General features: G+C 29.0%; 21 protein-coding genes. 15 read left to right on the top strand and 6 right to left on the bottom strand.

Annotated features, from left to right (window positions below; genetic code table 11):
- Positions 1–23: 23 nt before the first annotated feature.
- Positions 24–647: an esterase gene (locus AC5SL3_RS06465; protein ID WP_271480159.1), complete on the top strand. Its 624-nt coding sequence runs from the start codon at positions 24–26 to the stop codon at positions 645–647.
- Here the strand turns inward: AC5SL3_RS06465 and acs are convergent.
- The 3 genes from acs to tsaD are packed head-to-tail and all read right to left on the bottom strand — an operon-like array spanning position 644 to position 4,189.
- A complete protein-coding gene (gene acs / locus AC5SL3_RS06460) occupies positions 644–2,689 on the bottom strand; it encodes an acetate--CoA ligase (protein ID WP_494577997.1) in 2,046 nt (681 codons plus the stop codon). The genes AC5SL3_RS06465 and acs overlap by 4 nt on opposite strands.
- Before the next feature lie 13 nt (positions 2,690–2,702).
- The gene (locus tag AC5SL3_RS06455) at positions 2,703–3,116 is read right to left on the bottom strand and encodes an EVE domain-containing protein (protein ID WP_494577995.1); all 414 of its coding nucleotides are present in this window, start codon (positions 3,114–3,116) and stop codon (positions 2,703–2,705) included.
- Positions 3,116–4,189, bottom strand: a complete 1,074-nt coding sequence (gene tsaD, locus AC5SL3_RS06450; RefSeq protein WP_494577994.1) for a tRNA (adenosine(37)-N6)-threonylcarbamoyltransferase complex transferase subunit TsaD — start codon at positions 4,187–4,189, stop codon at positions 3,116–3,118. The genes AC5SL3_RS06455 and tsaD overlap by 1 nt, the downstream gene beginning before the upstream one ends.
- Positions 4,190–4,248: 59 nt before the next feature.
- Between tsaD and hemC the strand changes: the two genes are divergently transcribed.
- Genes hemC through AC5SL3_RS06410 form a run of 8 tightly spaced genes read left to right on the top strand, consistent with a single transcriptional unit; the run spans position 4,249 to position 11,557 of the window.
- Complete coding sequence (hemC, locus tag AC5SL3_RS06445) at positions 4,249–5,172, top strand: hydroxymethylbilane synthase (RefSeq protein WP_494577992.1); 924 nt, start codon at positions 4,249–4,251, stop codon at positions 5,170–5,172.
- Between the two features lies 1 nt (position 5,173).
- Positions 5,174–5,872, top strand: coding sequence for a uroporphyrinogen-III synthase (locus AC5SL3_RS06440; protein ID WP_494577991.1), 699 nt, complete (start codon positions 5,174–5,176; stop codon positions 5,870–5,872).
- 2 nt (positions 5,873–5,874) lie between these two features.
- Positions 5,875–6,960 carry a mechanosensitive ion channel family protein gene (locus tag AC5SL3_RS06435; protein ID WP_006997600.1) on the top strand — a complete coding sequence of 362 codons (1,086 nt, stop codon included), beginning with the start codon at positions 5,875–5,877 and terminating at the stop codon, positions 6,958–6,960.
- Positions 6,957–7,247 carry a YggT family protein gene (locus AC5SL3_RS06430; protein ID WP_494577989.1) on the top strand — a complete coding sequence of 97 codons (291 nt, stop codon included), beginning with the start codon at positions 6,957–6,959 and terminating at the stop codon, positions 7,245–7,247. The genes AC5SL3_RS06435 and AC5SL3_RS06430 overlap by 4 nt, the downstream gene beginning before the upstream one ends.
- An 8-nt stretch (positions 7,248–7,255) precedes the next feature.
- A complete protein-coding gene (locus AC5SL3_RS06425; RefSeq protein WP_494577988.1) occupies positions 7,256–8,101 on the top strand; it encodes a bifunctional 5,10-methylenetetrahydrofolate dehydrogenase/5,10-methenyltetrahydrofolate cyclohydrolase in 846 nt (281 codons plus the stop codon).
- Positions 8,102–8,776 (top strand): FkbM family methyltransferase, encoded by a 675-nt coding sequence (locus tag AC5SL3_RS06420; protein ID WP_494577986.1) that lies wholly within the window; start codon positions 8,102–8,104, stop codon positions 8,774–8,776.
- Between the two features lie 16 nt (positions 8,777–8,792).
- Positions 8,793–9,848, top strand: a complete 1,056-nt coding sequence (locus AC5SL3_RS06415) for an MBL fold metallo-hydrolase (protein WP_494577985.1) — start codon at positions 8,793–8,795, stop codon at positions 9,846–9,848.
- A gap of 44 nt (positions 9,849–9,892) precedes the next feature.
- Entirely contained in the window at positions 9,893–11,557 is a 1,665-nt protein-coding gene (locus AC5SL3_RS06410; RefSeq protein WP_494577984.1) for a tetratricopeptide repeat protein, read from the top strand.
- Positions 11,558–11,609: 52 nt separating this feature from the next.
- Here the strand turns inward: AC5SL3_RS06410 and AC5SL3_RS06405 are convergent, their stop codons facing one another.
- Together AC5SL3_RS06405 and AC5SL3_RS06400 are read right to left on the bottom strand one after the other, a co-directional pair.
- Entirely contained in the window at positions 11,610–12,719 is a 1,110-nt protein-coding gene (locus AC5SL3_RS06405; protein WP_494577982.1) for a PQQ-dependent sugar dehydrogenase, read from the bottom strand.
- The gene (locus AC5SL3_RS06400) at positions 12,694–13,404 is read right to left on the bottom strand and encodes an SDR family NAD(P)-dependent oxidoreductase (RefSeq protein ID WP_494577981.1); all 711 of its coding nucleotides are present in this window, start codon (positions 13,402–13,404) and stop codon (positions 12,694–12,696) included. The genes AC5SL3_RS06405 and AC5SL3_RS06400 overlap by 26 nt, the downstream gene beginning before the upstream one ends.
- Positions 13,405–13,431: 27 nt before the next feature.
- Here AC5SL3_RS06400 and AC5SL3_RS06395 point away from each other — a divergent pair, with 27 nt between their 5' ends.
- Genes AC5SL3_RS06395 through AC5SL3_RS06370 form a run of 6 tightly spaced genes read left to right on the top strand, consistent with a single transcriptional unit; the run spans position 13,432 to position 17,085 of the window.
- Complete coding sequence (locus AC5SL3_RS06395) at positions 13,432–14,922, top strand: cryptochrome/photolyase family protein (protein ID WP_494577980.1); 1,491 nt, start codon at positions 13,432–13,434, stop codon at positions 14,920–14,922.
- Positions 14,922–15,044 (top strand): DUF2256 domain-containing protein, encoded by a 123-nt coding sequence (locus tag AC5SL3_RS06390; RefSeq protein ID WP_018413654.1) that lies wholly within the window; start codon positions 14,922–14,924, stop codon positions 15,042–15,044. The genes AC5SL3_RS06395 and AC5SL3_RS06390 overlap by 1 nt, the downstream gene beginning before the upstream one ends.
- Positions 15,041–15,454, top strand: a complete 414-nt coding sequence (locus AC5SL3_RS06385; RefSeq protein ID WP_018413653.1) for a YqaA family protein — start codon at positions 15,041–15,043, stop codon at positions 15,452–15,454. The genes AC5SL3_RS06390 and AC5SL3_RS06385 overlap by 4 nt, the downstream gene beginning before the upstream one ends.
- A 41-nt stretch (positions 15,455–15,495) precedes the next feature.
- Positions 15,496–16,104 (top strand): MarC family protein, encoded by a 609-nt coding sequence (locus AC5SL3_RS06380; RefSeq protein WP_018413652.1) that lies wholly within the window; start codon positions 15,496–15,498, stop codon positions 16,102–16,104.
- A 43-nt stretch (positions 16,105–16,147) separates the two neighbouring features.
- The gene (locus AC5SL3_RS06375; RefSeq protein ID WP_011281613.1) at positions 16,148–16,867 is read left to right on the top strand and encodes a type 1 glutamine amidotransferase; all 720 of its coding nucleotides are present in this window, start codon (positions 16,148–16,150) and stop codon (positions 16,865–16,867) included.
- The gene (locus AC5SL3_RS06370; protein WP_011281612.1) at positions 16,864–17,085 is read left to right on the top strand and encodes a hypothetical protein; all 222 of its coding nucleotides are present in this window, start codon (positions 16,864–16,866) and stop codon (positions 17,083–17,085) included. The genes AC5SL3_RS06375 and AC5SL3_RS06370 overlap by 4 nt, the downstream gene beginning before the upstream one ends.
- Here AC5SL3_RS06370 and AC5SL3_RS06365 read toward each other — a convergent pair.
- Positions 17,082–18,224, bottom strand: coding sequence for an FAD-binding domain-containing protein (locus AC5SL3_RS06365; protein ID WP_271616705.1), 1,143 nt, complete (start codon positions 18,222–18,224; stop codon positions 17,082–17,084). The genes AC5SL3_RS06370 and AC5SL3_RS06365 overlap by 4 nt on opposite strands.
- Between the last annotated feature and the right edge of the window lie 3 nt (positions 18,225–18,227).

Here is an 18,227-nt window from a genome sequence, read left to right as displayed (position 1 = left end):
ATAATGAGCATATATGAATTTTTATGCAAAAATATAAACTCTCCTGGAAAGACATATCGTTTGATGATTTTAAAGTTTATTTGTTTGCCATGTTTAGGGCTTTTATTCCAAAGAAAAAAATTAAGAATTTAGATGAGCTTGAACACTTTATTCAAACAAAATCTGCTTGGGTAACACAAGTAACTTTATATAGTTATTTAAAAACCAGGATGGGAACAAGGTATGTTCTTCACTTTGATAATGATGTGTTCATGTCTTCCCTTAATATTGCCAAATGGAATATTTATTCTGTAGCCTTACAAGATTTGATGTTATTTACGTTTTCTTATTTAAAAGTTAACTTTAATTTTCAAAACGTTGACCAGTCTAAAGAGATTTTTTCTAAAATTTTAGATGATGAGATTTCTAATAAGATGCCACTTGATATTATTGAGGAAGCAAAAAAAACTTTTAATGAAAGACTTCAAAATATAAACTGGGAAATTTATTATAAAGATTTACCCTTTAATCCTAGTGCTTTGTCATTATACAAATGGGCACCAATAGCTGAAGAGCTTAAAATTTTAGATCGAAAAATCGTATTGAATTCTATGATATTGAAATGGGATATTATTAAAAAAGAATTTGAGAAATTAATAGAATTTTAAATATTTTTTCTATTATCAACTAAGCTTTGCACAACGCTTGGATCAGCTAAAGTTGTAGTATCCCCTAATTGGTCATGTTCATTAGCTGCAATTTTTCTTAAAATTCTTCTCATAATTTTTCCAGACCTTGTTTTTGGAAGACCAGGTGAGAAATGAATAATGTCAGGTGTCGCTAGTGCACCGATTTGTTTTCTTACCCAAAGCTTTAAATCTCTTTCAAGATCTAAATCTGATTTCTCTCCAACATTTAGAGTTACATAACAATATAGGCCGTTACCTTTAATATCATGTGGATATCCAACCACAGCAGCTTCAGCAACTTTTGGATGAGCAACAAAAGCGCTTTCTATTTCGGCAGTTCCAAGGTTATGACCAGAGACAATAATTACATCATCTACACGGCCGGTTATCCAGTAGTAGCCATCCTTATCTCTTTTAGCACCATCACCTGTGAAATATTTTCCATCGAACTGAGAAAAATAAGTATCAATAAATCTTTGATGATCACCATAAACAGTTCTCATTTGTCCAGGCCAAGATTGAGAAATGCACAACCTACCTTCACCAGCTCCTTTGATTTCTTTACCATCTTTATCAACTATAGAGGGCTTAATTCCATAAAAAGGTTTACTCGCAGAACCAGGTTTTAAATTCATAGCTCCTGTTTGAGGGCTAATTAAAATTCCACCGGTTTCGGTTTGCCACCATGTATCAACAATTGGACATTTAGAATTTCCAACTGTTTTATAATACCACATCCAAGCTTCAGGATTAATGGGTTCACCAACAGTTCCTAATAATTTTAAAGATTTTCTTGAGGTTTTCTTAACAGGCTTATCACCCTCTCTCATTAAAGCTCTAATAGCAGTGGGCGCTGTATAAAAAATATTAACTTTATATTTATCAATAATTTGCCACCACCTTGAGCTGTCTGGATAGGTTGGAATTCCTTCAAACATTATTGTTGTTGCGCCATTAGCAAGCGGTCCATAAACAATATAACTATGACCCGTTACCCAACCAATATCAGCAGTACACCAATAAACATCTTTTGGTTTATAGTTAAAAATATATTGATGGGTCATAGATGCATAAACCATATATCCACCTGTTGTATGCAAAACTCCTTTTGGTTTTCCAGTAGAACCAGATGTGTAGAGAATAAATAAAGGGTCTTCTGCATTCATTTCCTCAGGCTCACATTTAGTTGACATATCTTTAATTAAATCGTCAAACCAAACATCTCTTCCTTTAACCCAATCAACTTTATTTCCAGTTCTTTTTACAACAATACATTTTTTGACATTAGGACAACTTCTTAAAGCCTCATCTGTAATTTTTTTTAATGGAATAGTTTTTCCACCTCTAACTCCTTCATCAGCAGTTATTATGTATTCTGACTCACAGTCATTAACCCTGCCAGAAATAGAGTCTGCTGAAAAACCACCAAAAATAATAGAGTGAACCGCACCAATTCTAGCACAAGCAAGCATTGTTACCGCAAGTTCTGGTATCATAGTTAAATAAATCGTAACTCGATCACCTTTTTTAATTCCTAGTTTTCTTAAACCATTTGCAGCTTTAGAAACTTCATTATGTAATTGTTTGTACGAAATTTTTTTAGTATGTTTTGGATCATCACCCACCCAAATAATAGCGGTTTTATCTTTTTTATCTTTAAGGTGACGGTCTATACAATTGGCAGAAGCATTTAATGTGCCATCCTCATACCATTTAATTTTAACTTCTTTTTTACTGTATTTTATATTTTTAATTTTTTTGTATGGTTTAATCCAAGTAATTCTTTTCCCCTCATTCTTCCAAAAGTCATCATTTTTTTTAATCGAGTCTGAGTATTTTTTTTGATATTTCGCTTTATTTACTAGAGCACTTTTTACCCACTCAGGTTTAGTTTTTATGATTAATTCTTTTTCTTCGATTTTTTTTAAAACCTTTTTCTTAAAAGGCTTTACTTTTTTTTTAGCCTTAGTTTTTTTAGAAGTTTTTTTTTTCGCTTTCGATATTGATTTTTTTTTAGGCATGAATTTTTTTTATTTAAATACTACTCATGTTATTTAAAATTTTCCAGCTTTTAGAGTCTATGGGCATAACAGATAATCTGCTTTGTCTAATAAGTGATAAATGGCTAAGAGACTTGGTTTTTTTAACCTCTTCTAGAGTTACACTTTTCTTTAATTTTTCTTTAAACTTTACTTGAACAGCTACAAATCGTCCATCTTTGTCAGTTGCATCTAAAAAAGCTTCTTTAATAACCTCAACTATACCAACAATTTCTTTGCCTATATTTGAGTGATAAAAAAAACAAAGATCTCCCTTTTTCATTCCTTTTAAATTTTTAGCTGCCTGATAATTTCTTACTCCATCCCAAGGAGCACCTTTAGCGCCAGCTTTTTTTTGCTGATCAATTGACCAAACATCAGGTTCTGATTTCATTAACCAATACTGCATTACAATCTTACTCCAGCGCCCTTTAAAAAAGCAGCATCTGCATCTAGGGCCCATCTAGGTTTTGCAGGACTATCTAATTCACTAAACTGTTTTAACTTAAATTTTTCTAATCCAACCATTGCAATCATTGCCGCATTATCTCCACACAAATTAATAGGTGGAAATATTGCTTCAAATTCCTCTTCTTTGCAAAGATTAGTTAGAACTTCTCTAATTCTCTTGTTTGCAGCAACACCACCTGCAACTACAAATTTATTTTTAATTGTTGTGTTCATTTTTTTAAATTCTTCAAAAGCAATTTTACTTTTCTTATATAGTATTTCTTCAATTGTTTTTTGAAAAGATGCTGCAAGATCATATTTTTCTTGTTCAGTTTTTATTTGTTTTGATATTTTTAAAACAGCAGTCTTTAAACCCGCAAATGATAAATTACACCCTCCTTTATGAAAAATTGGCTTTGGTAGCTCATATTTATTGGGATCACCTTTTTTTGCATACACTTCAATTTGTGGCCCACCTGGAAATTCTATTCCTAATAATTTTGCTGTTTTATCAAAGGCTTCACCTACAGCATCATCAATAGTTGTTCCTAATCTTTTATAATTTCCTAAGCCTTGCACACTTAAAAATTGAGTGTGACCTCCAGAGATTAAAAGTAATAAATAAGGATAATTTAATTCAGAATTTAGTTTTGGGCTTAATGCATGTCCTTCTAAATGATTAACAGCTATAAAAGGTTTATTTAGCGAGGAGGCCATTGCTTTTCCAAAACTTAAACCAACAGACAGACAGACCATAAGACCAGGTCCTGCTGTGGCTGCTATTGCATCCAGTTCTTCCATTTTTACTCCACTTTCATCAAATACTTTTTTTGTGATTAAATCTATTTTTTCCATATGGGATCTTGCGGCAAGTTCTGGCACAACACCGCCAAACTCTTTATGAACATCCACCTGACTTGAAACAATACTTGATAAAATTGTTGGCATACCTTGCTCATTTTCAGTTATGATAGAGGCCGCTGTTTCATCACAGCTTGATTCAATTCCTAAGATTATGGGTTTTTTATTCATTAAATTAGTTTTTATTAATAATACATTCTCAATATAAGTATGAAGTATAAAGCAATTAAATGAAAAATAGAAAAATTATTATAGGCTCTAGAGGAAGCAAATTAGCACTAATCTATGCTGAAAAGGCTAGAGAAAAAATTCTCAAACATTCAAAAGATTTTGGAATTGAAGAAGTAATCATTAAAGAAATTGTAACTAAGGGTGATCAAGTTCAAGACAAAAGATTATCAGAAGTAGGGGGTAAGGGACTTTTCTCAAAAACTATAGAGTTTGAATTATTAGAAAAAAAAATAGATATAGCGGTACATGCATTAAAAGATATGCCTTCTGAAGAAACTAAAGGATTGTTAACAGATTGTTTTTTAGAAAGAAATGATCCAAGAGAAATTTTAATTAGCAAAGACAATAAACATCTAAAAGATTTAGCTTTAAATTCAATTATTGGAACATCCTCATATAGGAGAGAATTTCAGATTAAAAAAATAAGAGATGATCTTAATTGTAAATTAATTAGAGGAAACGTTGATACAAGGATAAGAAAACTTAACGAAAACTTATATGATGCAATTATCTTATCTTATGCTGGAATCGATTCTTTAGGATTAAATCAAAATATCTCTCAAACTTTTTCTACTTCAGAAATTATACCTTGTGCTGGACAAGGAGTTATTGCCTTGCAGTGTAGAGATAACGATGAAAGTTTAATTGAATTATTAAAACAAGTTGATCATCAATCAACACATAGCGCAATAAAAGCTGAAAGAAATGTTTTAAAGGTTTTAGAAGGAGATTGTGAAACAGCAGTAGGAGCATTTGCAAACATTGAGGGGAACAAAATTAATCTTGAAGTAGAGCTTTTTTCACTAGACGGCAGTAAAAGATTTTATTTAAAATCATCTGAAAGTGTAGATAAAGCAGAAGAATTGGGAATAGAGATGGGAAAAACTCTTAAAAAAATGTCTAATAATTCTTACAAAAAATAATATGCATATTTTATTCACAAGACCTCTAGAAGATTGTCATGAAATGATATTAAAATTTCAATCATTGGGTCATGAAATATCTCATTTACCTTTAATTAATATTGAAGGTTTAAAATACGAAGCACCAAACTATTTGGAGTTTAAAGCAATTATTTTTACCAGTACTAATGCTGTTAAATTTTTGGATATAAAGAACATTGATAAAAAATTAAAATGCTTTTGTGTTGGAAGTGCTACTGAAAAAAAAGCTAGAAGTGTTGGTTTTCAAAATGTTTTTGCAGCCGAAGGAAATGTTAGTAATCTTAAGGAATTAATCTTACAAAATTTTAAACCTTCTGATGGAAAGCTAATTTATATAAGTGGAGAAATAATCTCTAGTGATTTGGACAAAGAGCTTATTTCGAGTGGGTATACGATAGAACGATTAATTAATTACAGAGCTAACCCAATTGAAAAATACGATGAAAGCTTTATCGAAAAATTAAAATTAAAAATGCCTGAAATTACTTACATTTATTCGCAAAATAGTGCGATTAATTTTTTAAAAGTAATTAAAAGTTATCAGTTAGAAACCCTATGGATGAATACTAATTTAATGTGCATTGGAGAAAAAACCTCTTCAATTCTTAATGAAATAAAGTGGAAAAAAATTTTTCTTTTTAACCCTGGAGAAGAGGAATTTTTGCTATATAAAATTTAGCTATGGATATTTTTAACAATTTTAGTGACTTATTTTTTTCAGTTTGGTCAAAGGGAATTCACGGTATTGATATTTTTCAAATATTAATTGGAATTGGGATTTTTTTTATTTTTTTAATTTTTAGAGGAATTATCAGTAAAGTAATTATTAAAAGATTAGAAAGTATCTCTAAAAGAACAACCAATAAACTAGATGACACTTTCGTCCATGCAATGGTTGGGCCAGCAAGATTTCTTCCCATTGTTCTAGGTTTTTTTATTGCAAGTTATTACATGTCTTTTGGAGAAGATGGCAAAGTAGCTATTGATACAATTAATAGAACTTTAATAACTATTTTTATTTTTTGGGTGATACATCAAATTGTTGAACCCATCTCTTATATTTTAAGTGGTTTAGATAAAATGTTAACTAGAGAGTTAATTGGCTGGATTATTAAATCATTAAAAATTTTGATTTTCATTCTAGGTTTAGCGGCTGTTCTTGAACTTTGGGGAATAAAAATTGGACCAATTATTGCTGGACTGGGTTTATTTGGTGTTGCAGTTGCTTTAGGTGCGCAAGACTTATTTAAAAATTTAATATCAGGAATTTTAGTTTTAGTTGAAAAAAGATTTAAAATTGGAGATTGGATTTTAGTTGAAGGAACAATTGAAGGTATTGTTGAAAAAATTGGATTTAGATCAACAGTGATTAGAAAATTTGATAAATCTTTAGCAATAATTCCAAACTTTCAATTTGCTGAAAACTCAGTAGTTAATATTAGTGAAACAACCAATTGGAGAATAAGATGGTCCATTACTCTTCAATACGATACCACTGTTGCACAGTTAAAAAAAGTAAGAGAAGAAATAGAAAACTATATTAATAAAAGCGAGGACTTCAGTCAAAGTGTTGGTGTTGCGGTAAGAATTGAAAAGTTTTCTGATAGCTCAATAGATTTATTAGTTAGATGTTTTACGGCTAGCAACAGTTGGAGCGACTCTCTTTTAGTTAAAGAAAGATTAGCGATTGCAATTAAAGAAATAGTAGAAGGAAACAAAGCTTCATTTGCATTCCCAAGTCAGTCAATTTATATCGAGAAAAAATGATAGCAATTTTTTATTTGGTTCTTCAAATATTAAAGCTCTATTCTTATGTGGTAATTGCAAATGTAGTTACAAGTTGGCTTGTTGCATTTAATGTTTTAAATACTCAAAATAGATTTGTTTATTCTATTTTAGAGGTGACTTATCGATTAACAAATCCTGCACTTAATAAAATAAGAAGTTTTTTACCTAATTTAGGATCAATAGATATTTCACCAGTTATATTACTTTTATTGATTTGGTTTATAGAAATGTGTATGAAGTTGTACATTGCGCCAATGATTTTTTAAGGGAATACATGATTTTAATAGATGGAAAAAAAATAGCAGCCGAACTTAGAGAAGAATTAAGACAAGAGGTCGTAGAGCTAAAAGCTAAACACAACAAAATTCCAGGACTTACAGTTATTTTAATTGGGGATATGGCCCCTAGTCAAATTTATGTTCGTATGAAAGAAAAAGCTGCGAACGAAGTAGGGTTGAAATCTGAAGTAATTAGATACCCTGAAGCTGTGGAAGAAAAAACAGTATTAGATAAAATTGAAGAATTAAATAAAGATGAAAGTATTTCGGGAATTTTAGTTCAACTACCTTTACCAAAACATATTGATAAGCAAAAAGTGATTGAAACTATTTTACCAGGAAAAGATGTTGATGGGTTTCACCCAATGAATGTTGGAAATCTTTCATCAGGTTATGAGAGTTCAGTTCCTTGTACTCCTTTAGGATGTTATTTAATGATCAAAAAAATTGAACCAAATTTGAGTGGAAAAAAAGCTGTTATGATTGGTAGATCAAATTTAAACGGTAAACCAATGGCGCAGTTACTTTTAAAAGAAAATTGCACGGTAACAATTACTCATTCAAAGACTAAAGATTTAAAAGCAGAATGCTTGGAGGCAGATATTATCGTTGCTGCTGTCGGTATTCCAGAACTTGTGAAAGCTGATTGGGTTAAAAAAGATGCAATTGTAATAGATGTTGGGATCAATAAAACTGAAAACGGTATTGTTGGTGATGTTGCTTTTGAAGAAGTTTCAAAAGTTGCAAGAGCTTTAACACCCGTTCCAGGTGGAGTAGGACCAATGACTATTGCTTGTTTATTAAAAAATACTATTGAGTGCTTTAAAAGATCACAAAAATAAGTGTTAAAAAAAATATTCAAAAAACTTCATATACTTCACAGTATTTACATTAAGCATAAATTTTTTATTAAAAAAAAATCTTATGCAATGAATAATGAAGACACCGCTATTTTAAACTACTTTAAAGATAAAAAAAATGGTTTTTATGTAGATGTTGGTTGCTATCACCCTATACATAGAAATAATACTCACCTATTACATATGCAGAATTGGAGTGGAGTTAACATAGATACAAGTCAATTTTCTATTGACCTTTTTAACTTTATGAGACCAAAAGATCTTAACTATAATTGTGCAATTTCAGATAAAAATAAAAATATAAAACTATTTTATCAAAAAGAACTTAGTCAGTTAAGTACAATAGAAAAGGGGCAAGCAGAAAGTGTGTTCCAAGGCGAGATTAAAGAAAAAGAAATAGAAGCTTTTACTTTGGATGAAATACTGAGCAGAGATAAATATAAAGATTCTAAAATTGATCTTTTAGATATTGATGTAGAGGGGGCTGACCTAAAAGTTCTAAGGGGACTATCTTTTGATAAGTTTAAACCAGAATTAGTGTGTGTTGAAATTCACGCAAAAGAAATAGAAAAAAGTGATATCTATAATTTTTTAATTGATAAAAACTATAAATTATTATGGTCAGGAGTTTTTAGTCATATTTTTAAAAGATTGTAAAATTAAGAAAAGATAGATGAAAAAATTTTTAACTTTTCTAATTATAATTATAATTTATAACTCACCAATAATTACTATGGAAAAAAAACCTTATCATCATTTACCAGATGGAACTTTTAGAAATCCAGAAGGATCACCTGTTAGAACTAGTCAAGCGAAGTTTTCTTACACACAATTCATTAAATTAAAAAAGAAAATAGACATGACCGTCCCAAAAGAACATGTTGTTGATAAAGAAAAAGTTTTATCTGATTTAGAAAAGTATAAAAATGAAGATTATATTGCTTGGATTGGTCATGCTACTTACTTAATTAAACTTGGAGATACAACAATTATAACTGACCCAGTGTTTTCAAAAAATGCGGGACCTTTAATTTTTGGCCCAGACAGATTTACTGAGCCTGCCTTAAATTTAAATGAAATTCCAAAGACAGATTTATTATTATTAACACATAATCATTATGATCATCATGATATGGGCACCATTAGAAAATATCCGTTTAAGAATACGAAAGTTCTAGCACCACTAAATCTTGGAAAATACTTTACAACAAATAAATTTAACGATGTAAATGAAATGGATTGGTACGAAGAAATTAAAGTTAATGAAGATCTAAAAGTAACATTACTCCCAGCTGTCCATTGGTCTAAAAGAAGCCTAACGGATATGAATAAAACACTCTGGGGTAATTTCTTAATTGAATATAAGGGTAAAAAAATATTATTTGCTTGCGATACTGGCTATGGAAATATTTATAAAGAGTTAGGTAAAAAATATGGTCCAATTGATTTAACAATGATTAATATTGGAGCTTATGACTTTAAGCCAATGTTTGATAAATCAATTTATCACACAACACCAGAAGAAGCTTTAAATGTAGCACAAGATTTAAGAAGTAAAAAGGTTATGGGAACACACTGGGGAACTTTTGTTTTATCCCTGGAACCTATTATGGAACCACCAGTAAGATTTAAAGCTAGTGCAGAAAAATATGGTTTTAAAAAAGATGATGCAATTATTTTTAAAGTTGGAGAAATTCAACCTTTAGAGAGCTTACTATCTAAACAATAAAATTAGCTATACAAATATTATATATAAAATTATTATAAATTTTTATGTCTGGAACTGATGCAAAGAAATTTTTTTTAGAAGCCATAGAGCATTACAAAGAAAAAGATTTTTTTTTAGCAGAAGAAAAATTTGAAAAAGCCCTAGAACTTAGTCCAAATAGAATTTCAATTTTAGAAAACCTAGCAATAGTTTATTTTGAAAATAATAAGTATCTAAAATGTGAAGACACACTAAATAAAATAATTGATTTTGGAAAAGATTCTAAGCAGATTTTTATTTTAAAATTTAGAGCTTTAAAAAAATTAGATAAAACAAAAGAACTTAAATTATATATTAATGATAATTTTTACTCTAAAAATTTGTCACCAAAATATAAAATTATTAAAGATTTTCTTTATCCCCTTTTTTTTCAAGATCAAAATGATTTAGACAAAACGAGAAAAGAGTTTTCTAATTCTTTAAATGAATTAATAAAAGAAAGTGACATCAAGCTTACTTTGGATAAAGATACAATTAATCCACCAATCTTCTATTTATCCTATGATCAATATGAAAATATAGAATTAAATAAAAAAATTGTAGATTTATATAGAAAAACATATCCGGAGTTAAATCAAAGCTTTGTAAAAAAAAATAATAATGAAAAAATAAAAATAGGGTTTATTTCTGAATTTTTTAGCAATCACACAATTGGCAAATTATATCATGGAATTATTTTCAAGTTAGATCAATCTAAATTTGAAGTAAGTGTGTTTCATTCAAAGAACACAAAGAAATCAATCCTTTTTGACAACTTCAAAAACACACTTAATATAAAAAATATTATTTTGCCATCTAAATTTCAAGAAAAAATAGATATAATTAATAAAGAAAAATTAGACATTGCTTTTTTTCCAGATATAGGAATGTCCACAGAGTTTTATTTTCTTTCATATATTAGATTTGCAAAAGCACAATTTACTTCATGGGGACATCCAATTACAACAGGCAATGACTCGATAGATTATTTTTTATCATCCAAACTATTGGAAACTCAAAATGCTCAAAAAAGATTTTCAGAACAATTGATTTTATCAGATTATTTACCTATGTATTTTTATACACCCACATCCCCAAAAACTCTAATAGACAAGCAATTGAGCATAAAAAATAAATATTTTTGTTCTCAAAACTTAATAAAAGTTCACCCTCATTTTGATGAGGTAATTAGTAAAATACTCAAAGAAGATAAAAAAGCAGAGGTTATATTTATTAAAGATGCAGATGAGATAATAAGCAAAAAACTATTTAATAGATTTAAAAAAAATATTCCATCAAATTATGAGAGAATTACTTTTTTAAATAAAATGAGCCTTGAAAATTATATTAAATTGTGTGGAAGGTCTTCAGTATTGCTGGATACATTATATTTTGGAGCAGGAAATAGTTTTCATGAGTCCATGCTGTATGGAACCCCTACAGTTAGTATGCCATCTGAAAATCTTAAAAGTAGAATCGTATTAGGAGCATATAAACAAATGAAAATTAATGATCCACCCATAGTAACTTGTATAGATGATTACGTACAAAAGGCTGTAGAAATTGCAAATTTAGATGAAAAAAAAATGTTAGAAACTAAAAGATATTATTCAGAGAATGCAAAAATATTTTTATTTGAAAATGATGAAGCTGTTAAAGATTTAGAAAGAATCTTTCTTAAATTATTATAATTAATAATTAGCATATTCAGCAATAATTATTTACTGCACATTTTAATGTTTTTTATTTGACTTTATTTTGTTGATTCCTCTCCATTAACCATAAAGCATTTTCACTTAAGAAAAATATTTTACCATTAGACGGATGAACTTGAATATCTCTTATTCTTCCAACATTATCTTTAAATATAACATCTTCTTTCACATTAGTTGGATCATTAAATATTAGTTTTCTTAAAGATCTATCTTTTAAAGAAGTAACTAGTGCATGCCCATTCCACTCTTTAAACTCATTTCCTCTGTAAATTGTAATAGCACTTGTAGCTATGGAAGGTACCCAATATTGAATTGCTTTAGTAAAACCTGGCTTCCATTTTGGGCCAATAGGAATTCCAGAATAATTTTTTCCACCCCAGCCTAAAATTTTCCATCCATAATTTTCTCCTTTTTTTGCCTCTCCAAACCAATCACCACCTCTTGCTCCATGATTACTTAAATATATTTTTCCATCATAATCAGAGAGTGTTAAACCTTGTGGATTACGAACACCTATTTGATAAATTTCAGGCAACCAATCTGGTTTACCAGTAAACTTTGGGTTATCTTTGGGAATACGACCATCAGTATGAATTCTAATAATACTACCAGGATGTTTTGTGGGATCTTGGGCAATCATACCTTGGCCTCTTTCACCAGCTGATGCATAAATATAATTATCTTTAATCGCTAATCTTGAACCAAAATGATAACCAGAATCTATAGGAGGGTTTGCTTGAAAAATATTTTTAAAATTTAATTCTTGTTTGTTTAATTGTGCTTTTGCAATTGATGTGCTTGTTTTTAAATTTCCCCTATCTTCTGAATAAGAAATCCACAGAGCATTATCTTGATGAATAATATCTAATAACCCACCTTGGCCGACTTCTAAAAAATTAAGATTATGTTTAATCTCTGTAACTTCTTTTGAAATAATATTAACAATTTTAATTTTTCCACTTTTTTCAGTAATAATGATTTCATCATTGTTAATAAAGGATGATCCCCAAGGTTCATCTAACTCTATAATTTTAGTGAATGTATAATTATTGGAATAGCTTTTTGAAGCAAATAAAAGAAAAAAAATTACTAATAAAAAATATTTTTTCACTTTAAGAAAGTTTTGATCTACCACCATCAACAGCTATTATCTGTCCAGTAATCCAAGAACTCTCTTCAGTAATTAAAAATTTTGCAAGGGCTGCAGAATCTTTTCCTTCACCCAATCTTTTAAGAGGATGAGCTTTAGCAATTCCTTCTGCAATTGCAGGATTTTTTAACATTGGTTCTGCAATTTTAGATTTTGATAAACTGGGTGCAATACAATTTACCCGAATATGTGGAGCAAACTCAGCAGCTAGTGTAACAGTTAGTCCCTCAACTGCAGCCTTAGCAGAAGCAATAATTGTATGATTAGTAAAACCTCTTTGAGCAGCAACAGTTGAAAATAAAACAACTGAGCCTTTGTTCTTTTTTAAACTTTCTTGAAATCCTTTTATCGCTTCAATAGCTGAATAAAGGTTTAGTTTCATACATTTATTCATATCTGCTTCTGTAACCATCCTTAATGGTTTTAAATCAATAGATCCTACACAGTAAGCGATACCCTTAATTTCACTAATGTCTGATTTTACTTTTTCTATAAATCCTTCTTCTAAAACGTCAGCAACCGTATAAGTGCAGCCTAATCTTTCTGCAATAGTTTTAACTTCATTTTCATTTCTTGCTATTAGATGAATATCATTTCCTGAATTTTTCAATTGTTCAGCTAAGCTGGAACCCACAGAACCTGTCGCACCAAAGATAAGATATTTTTCTGACATATAATTTTTATTTAGTTATATTTAACTATGAAATTGTTTTTTATACTTGGCAATCAATTATTTCCATTAAAATACGTAGACCGCTTCAAAAAGGACCACTCTTTTTACATGGCAGAAGACTATGAACTATGTACTTATGAAAAGCATCATAAGCAAAAGATACTGCTATTTCTCTCTTCTATGAGGTCTTATGGAGATATGCTTAAAGCAAATAAATACAAACTTGAATATTCTAAAATTGAGGACAAAGGTTTTAAAGATACTTATTTTAAAAAATTAAAAATTATCATTAATCAAAAAAAAATTACTGAAATTTCAAGTTTTGAGGTTGAGGATAAATTTTTTGAAAAGAAAATTTCACAATTCTTAAAAAAAGAAAAAATAAACTGGAATATTATTAAAACTCCAATGTTTTTAAACTCAAGAGATGAGTTTAAAAATTATTTATTAAAATCAAAAAAGCCTTTTATGGCAACATTTTACAAAGAAGTTCGTAAAAAATCTGGAATATTAATGGGAGCAGATGGAAACCCTATTGGGGGCAAATGGAGCTTTGATGAAGATAACAGAAATAAATTACCAAAAGACATATCAATACCAAAATTTCCAAAAATTAACGAAACTAATCATACTAAAAAATTAAAACCAATTATTGAAAAATTATTTAAAGATCATCCTGGTAGCACAAATGATTTTTGGTTAGCAACAGAATACAATGATGTGGTCAAACTTTTAGATTTTTTTATTAAAGAAAAATCAAATTTATTTGGCGATTATGAAGATGCTGTTAATCAAAAAGACAATATTTTATTTCATAGCGCATTAAGCCCTTATATTAATTTAGGATTGATAACCCCTGAAATTATCATTCAAAAAATTTTAGAATTTCATAAAAAACACAAAATTAGAATGAACTCACTTGAAGGTTATATTCGTCAAATAATAGGCTGGAGAGAGTTCATGCGTGGAATTTATCAAGGTTACTCTGATGAAATGGAAACAAAAAATTTTTTCAACCATGAAAGAAAAATGAAAAAGTCTTGGTATGAAGGCACAACAGGTTTGCCTCCATTGGATCATGCAATTAAAAATGCGTTTAATCATGGCTGGTCTCACCATATTGAAAGATTGATGATTTTATCAAATATAATGAACCTTTGTGAGGTGAAACCAACAATTGTTTATAAGTGGTTTATGGAAATGTTTGTAGATTCTTCTGATTGGGTGATGGTTCCTAATGTTTATGGAATGGGCTTATTTAGTGATGGAGGTATTTTTGCAACTAAACCATACATTTGTGGATCAAGTTATTTTATGAAAATGATGGATTTTAAAAAAGGGGAATGGTGCAATACGATGGATGGTCTTTATTGGAGGTTTATAGATAAAAATAGAAAATTTTTTTTAAAGAACCCTAGATTGTCTATGATGGTTTATGTTTTTGATAAAATGAAAGATGAAAGAAAGAAAATGATTTTATCTGAAGCTGATAAATTTATTAAACAAAATACTATTTAATGAAAAAAGAAAATTTACCTTCAAAAGTTTGTCCCGTTTGTAAAAGACCTTTTGTTTGGCGTAAGAAATGGAAGCTTAATTGGGATAAGGTAAAGTATTGCTCCAAAAAGTGCTCTAAGTGATTTACTTATCTTTATTTGCTATATCTTTTTTAGCTGCAACAATTTTACCATTTTTATCTGAACTCACATTGGCAGGATTAATTGCAACATCAAATTTTGATAATTTATTATTGTTAATTGTTGCTAGCTTTGGGAATATTTTGGGATCAGTTGTTAACTGGGTCTTGGGATTTTATTCAAGAAATCTTACTACAAAAAAGTGGTTTCCGTTTAAAGACAAACAAATAGAAAACTCTTCAAAATGGTTTAGTAAATTTGGTAAATGGTCATTATTATTTGCTTGGGTTCCAATAATAGGTGATCCACTGACTTTAGTTGCAGGTTTATTAAGAGTTAGATTTTTAGATTTTATTATTTTAGTGGCAATTGGAAAAGTAAGTAGGTACGTCTTAATTTACTATTTGTTTTAATATTTGCTGAATTTATCCAGGTAACTATGCTAGAAAAGTGAATGCTTGAAATATTTATTCAAACTTTCTTTTTATATTTTATTGTTATTGATCCACTAGGAAATACACCATTATTCTTAGCAGTAACTCAAAATATGAGTAGCCAACAAAGAGTTAAAACTGCATTGAGTGCAACAATAATTGCATCAATCATATTGCTATTCTTTGCATTTCTTGGAAGCACTTTATTAAGTTATTTGAATATATCTTTTCCAGCATTTACAATTGGTGGAGGCATCATTTTATTAATAATTTCGATGGAAATGTTGTTTGATAAAAGACAACAACGAAAAGAAGATGACATTGATTTCAATTCTGAAAATGTAAGTGTGTTTCCTTTAGCAACACCGATTATAGCAGGACCGGCTGCAATCACATCTGTTATTGTTTCTGTTTCAGATATGGGAAGTAATTTTACAAACCAATCTGTCGGAATGATTGCTTTGGCTTCAGTTTTACTTTTAACTTTTATATTTTTTTTTACTGCTTCAAAATTTTCTCAGATAATAAATAAAAAAGTTATTAGTGTAATTTCAAGAGTAATAGCAATTATTCTAGTTGGATTAAGTGTTCAGTATATTTTAGACGGAATAAAAACCTTTTTAGCTTAAAGTATTGTTCAGTAGACTATTTTAAAATGCTATAAATATAGTAATGAACATAATTGTCTTACAGCATATAAAGATTGAAGACCCAGGCTATATCAAAGATTTAATGTTAGCTGATGGTTTTAACTTAACCACTATAGAGCTAGATGAAGGTGAAAAAATCCCAAGTGATCTAAGAAAATTTGATGGAATGTTTTGTATGGGTGGTCCAATGGATACTTTTATGGAACAAGAATATCCATGGCTAATTGAAGAAAAAAAAGCAATTAAAGAATTTGTTGTTAATTTAAAAAAACCTTATTTAGGTTTTTGTCTTGGGTGTCAGTTATTAGGTGAGGTAATAGGTGGTAAGGTAGTTAAATCAAATCCAGCAGAAATTGGAATAATGGATATAAATTTTACTAAAGAAAAAAAGGAGGATATTTTATTTTCAAAATTTCCAGATCAAATTAAAAGTTTGCAGTGGCATTCATATGAAGTGCAAGGAATAGATAATAATAAGGATGTAACTTTACTAGCATCATCTCCTATTACTAAATATCAAATTTTCAAATACCAAAATCACGCATATGCAATTCAATTTCATATAGAAATTAAAGACACAACAGTTAATGAGTGGGGGTGTGTGCCTGAATATAAAAAAGCTCTTGAAAGTCAATTAGGTGAGGGAGCTTTAGATAAATTTGATCAAGCTGCAAAAAATAATATGCCTGATATGAATAATTATTCTAAGATACTTTATGAGAATTTTAAAAGGCTATTATGAATAATAAATTTTTTGAATGGGCAGGAGTTATTACGGCAATCCTTTATTCTATGTTTGTAGCCTTAAACATTGGAATAGAGTTTTTAGGATTTTGTTTGTTACTGTTGTCTGCCATTTTAATTGGTATCTGGGCATATAGAGGAGGTCACAAGGGAATACTTGTGTTGCAATTTTTTTATGCAACAGCAGGTATAATTGGAATGATACGTTGGTTTTAATTAAAATTAGCAATAATTTTTGGAATATAATTTTTAAAATTAAAAAAACCCTTATTACAATATTGCCAAGAAAACTGATCCAACTTTCTATATAAAAATTTTATATTTTTTAATTGATTATTTTGAATAAAATTTAAATTTTCACCAACGGTTGGATAAAGCGCATAAACTTCTTCGGTAATATTTTTTAAATCATTAATGTTAATAGTTTCACAATTTATTGATTTTTGTTTCAATCTTATTTTATGATCCTCTAAAAGATTTGCTTTAAATTTCAACACCTTTTCACTTAATTTGATAGTTCTATCTGTATTATTTGAGACTAACAAAATTTTTTTAAACTTATGTTCTTTAAAATCAGACAATTCAAATGTCATATTATTTTCAAATATTAATAAAGTTTTATCTTCCAAAATCTCAGAATTTTTAAAGCTTTTGTTAATAACAGAATATATCTTATCATTGGATATAGGTTTGGCATTTTCATTTAGTTTTATGTTTTTAAATCTATTATTTGTAAATTTATTTATATTCCATTCACTTACGAGGTAATGCTTGCCTTGAGTTTGAATGCCAGCAACCCATCTCCAACCAAGGGTATTTGATGCAGCATCCCCATCATATAGATGTTGCATAAAAAACTCAGCCCCCAACTGCCATGGTAATTCTAGTGTAAAAATCCAAATGCTAGCAAACCACATTCTTGTGTGGTTATGAAGATAATTGCTTTCTTTAAGTTCAATTACCCATTGATTAAAACAATCTACATTTGTTTTTCCTTCAATTGCATCCAAATAACTTTGATTGTTTTTAAATTCTTTTTTAATTTTATCTAATTCTATTAAGTAATCTGACCAAACATCAGGTCTTAATTCTAGCCAACCTTTCCAATAAACACGCCAAAGAACTTCCTGAATAAATTTTTCATTTTTTGCAAATGAAAACTTTTTAAGAGATTTATTAATTACTTCTAATTCATTAATTATTCCGTGAGTTATATAGGGGGATAAACAAGAAACATTAGATCTATTACTAGGCCCAAAATCAAAATTTCTTAGTTTTGAATAATCTGAAAGATTTTGTTCAACAAAAGTATTTAATTTATCAACGGCTTTAGCCCTTGAAGCTTCAAAAATCATTTT

This window comes from Candidatus Pelagibacter sp. PS_34, from assembly GCF_059417845.1.
Note: the sequence above shows the minus strand (reverse complement) of the source record. Positions and strands in the feature narration are given on the sequence as shown.

Coding starts and splice junctions, on each gene's coding strand:
- AC5SL3_RS06465 (WP_271480159.1), top strand. CDS start 24: ATGCAAAAATATAAACTCTCCTGGAAAGACATATCGTTTGATGATTTT.
- acs (WP_494577997.1), bottom strand. CDS start 2,689: ATGCCTAAAAAAAAATCAATATCGAAAGCGAAAAAAAAAACTTCTAAA.
- AC5SL3_RS06455 (WP_494577995.1), bottom strand. CDS start 3,116: ATGCAGTATTGGTTAATGAAATCAGAACCTGATGTTTGGTCAATTGAT.
- tsaD (WP_494577994.1), bottom strand. CDS start 4,189: ATGAATAAAAAACCCATAATCTTAGGAATTGAATCAAGCTGTGATGAA.
- hemC (WP_494577992.1), top strand. CDS start 4,249: ATGAAAAATAGAAAAATTATTATAGGCTCTAGAGGAAGCAAATTAGCA.
- AC5SL3_RS06440 (WP_494577991.1), top strand. CDS start 5,174: ATGCATATTTTATTCACAAGACCTCTAGAAGATTGTCATGAAATGATA.
- AC5SL3_RS06435 (WP_006997600.1), top strand. CDS start 5,875: ATGGATATTTTTAACAATTTTAGTGACTTATTTTTTTCAGTTTGGTCA.
- AC5SL3_RS06430 (WP_494577989.1), top strand. CDS start 6,957: ATGATAGCAATTTTTTATTTGGTTCTTCAAATATTAAAGCTCTATTCT.
- AC5SL3_RS06425 (WP_494577988.1), top strand. CDS start 7,256: ATGATTTTAATAGATGGAAAAAAAATAGCAGCCGAACTTAGAGAAGAA.
- AC5SL3_RS06415 (WP_494577985.1), top strand. CDS start 8,793: ATGAAAAAATTTTTAACTTTTCTAATTATAATTATAATTTATAACTCA.
- AC5SL3_RS06410 (WP_494577984.1), top strand. CDS start 9,893: ATGTCTGGAACTGATGCAAAGAAATTTTTTTTAGAAGCCATAGAGCAT.
- AC5SL3_RS06405 (WP_494577982.1), bottom strand. CDS start 12,719: ATGGTGGTAGATCAAAACTTTCTTAAAGTGAAAAAATATTTTTTATTA.
- AC5SL3_RS06400 (WP_494577981.1), bottom strand. CDS start 13,404: ATGTCAGAAAAATATCTTATCTTTGGTGCGACAGGTTCTGTGGGTTCC.
- AC5SL3_RS06395 (WP_494577980.1), top strand. CDS start 13,432: ATGAAATTGTTTTTTATACTTGGCAATCAATTATTTCCATTAAAATAC.
- AC5SL3_RS06390 (WP_018413654.1), top strand. CDS start 14,922: ATGAAAAAAGAAAATTTACCTTCAAAAGTTTGTCCCGTTTGTAAAAGA.
- AC5SL3_RS06380 (WP_018413652.1), top strand. CDS start 15,496: ATGCTTGAAATATTTATTCAAACTTTCTTTTTATATTTTATTGTTATT.
- AC5SL3_RS06375 (WP_011281613.1), top strand. CDS start 16,148: ATGAACATAATTGTCTTACAGCATATAAAGATTGAAGACCCAGGCTAT.
- AC5SL3_RS06370 (WP_011281612.1), top strand. CDS start 16,864: ATGAATAATAAATTTTTTGAATGGGCAGGAGTTATTACGGCAATCCTT.
- AC5SL3_RS06365 (WP_271616705.1), bottom strand. CDS start 18,224: ATGATTTTTGAAGCTTCAAGGGCTAAAGCCGTTGATAAATTAAATACT.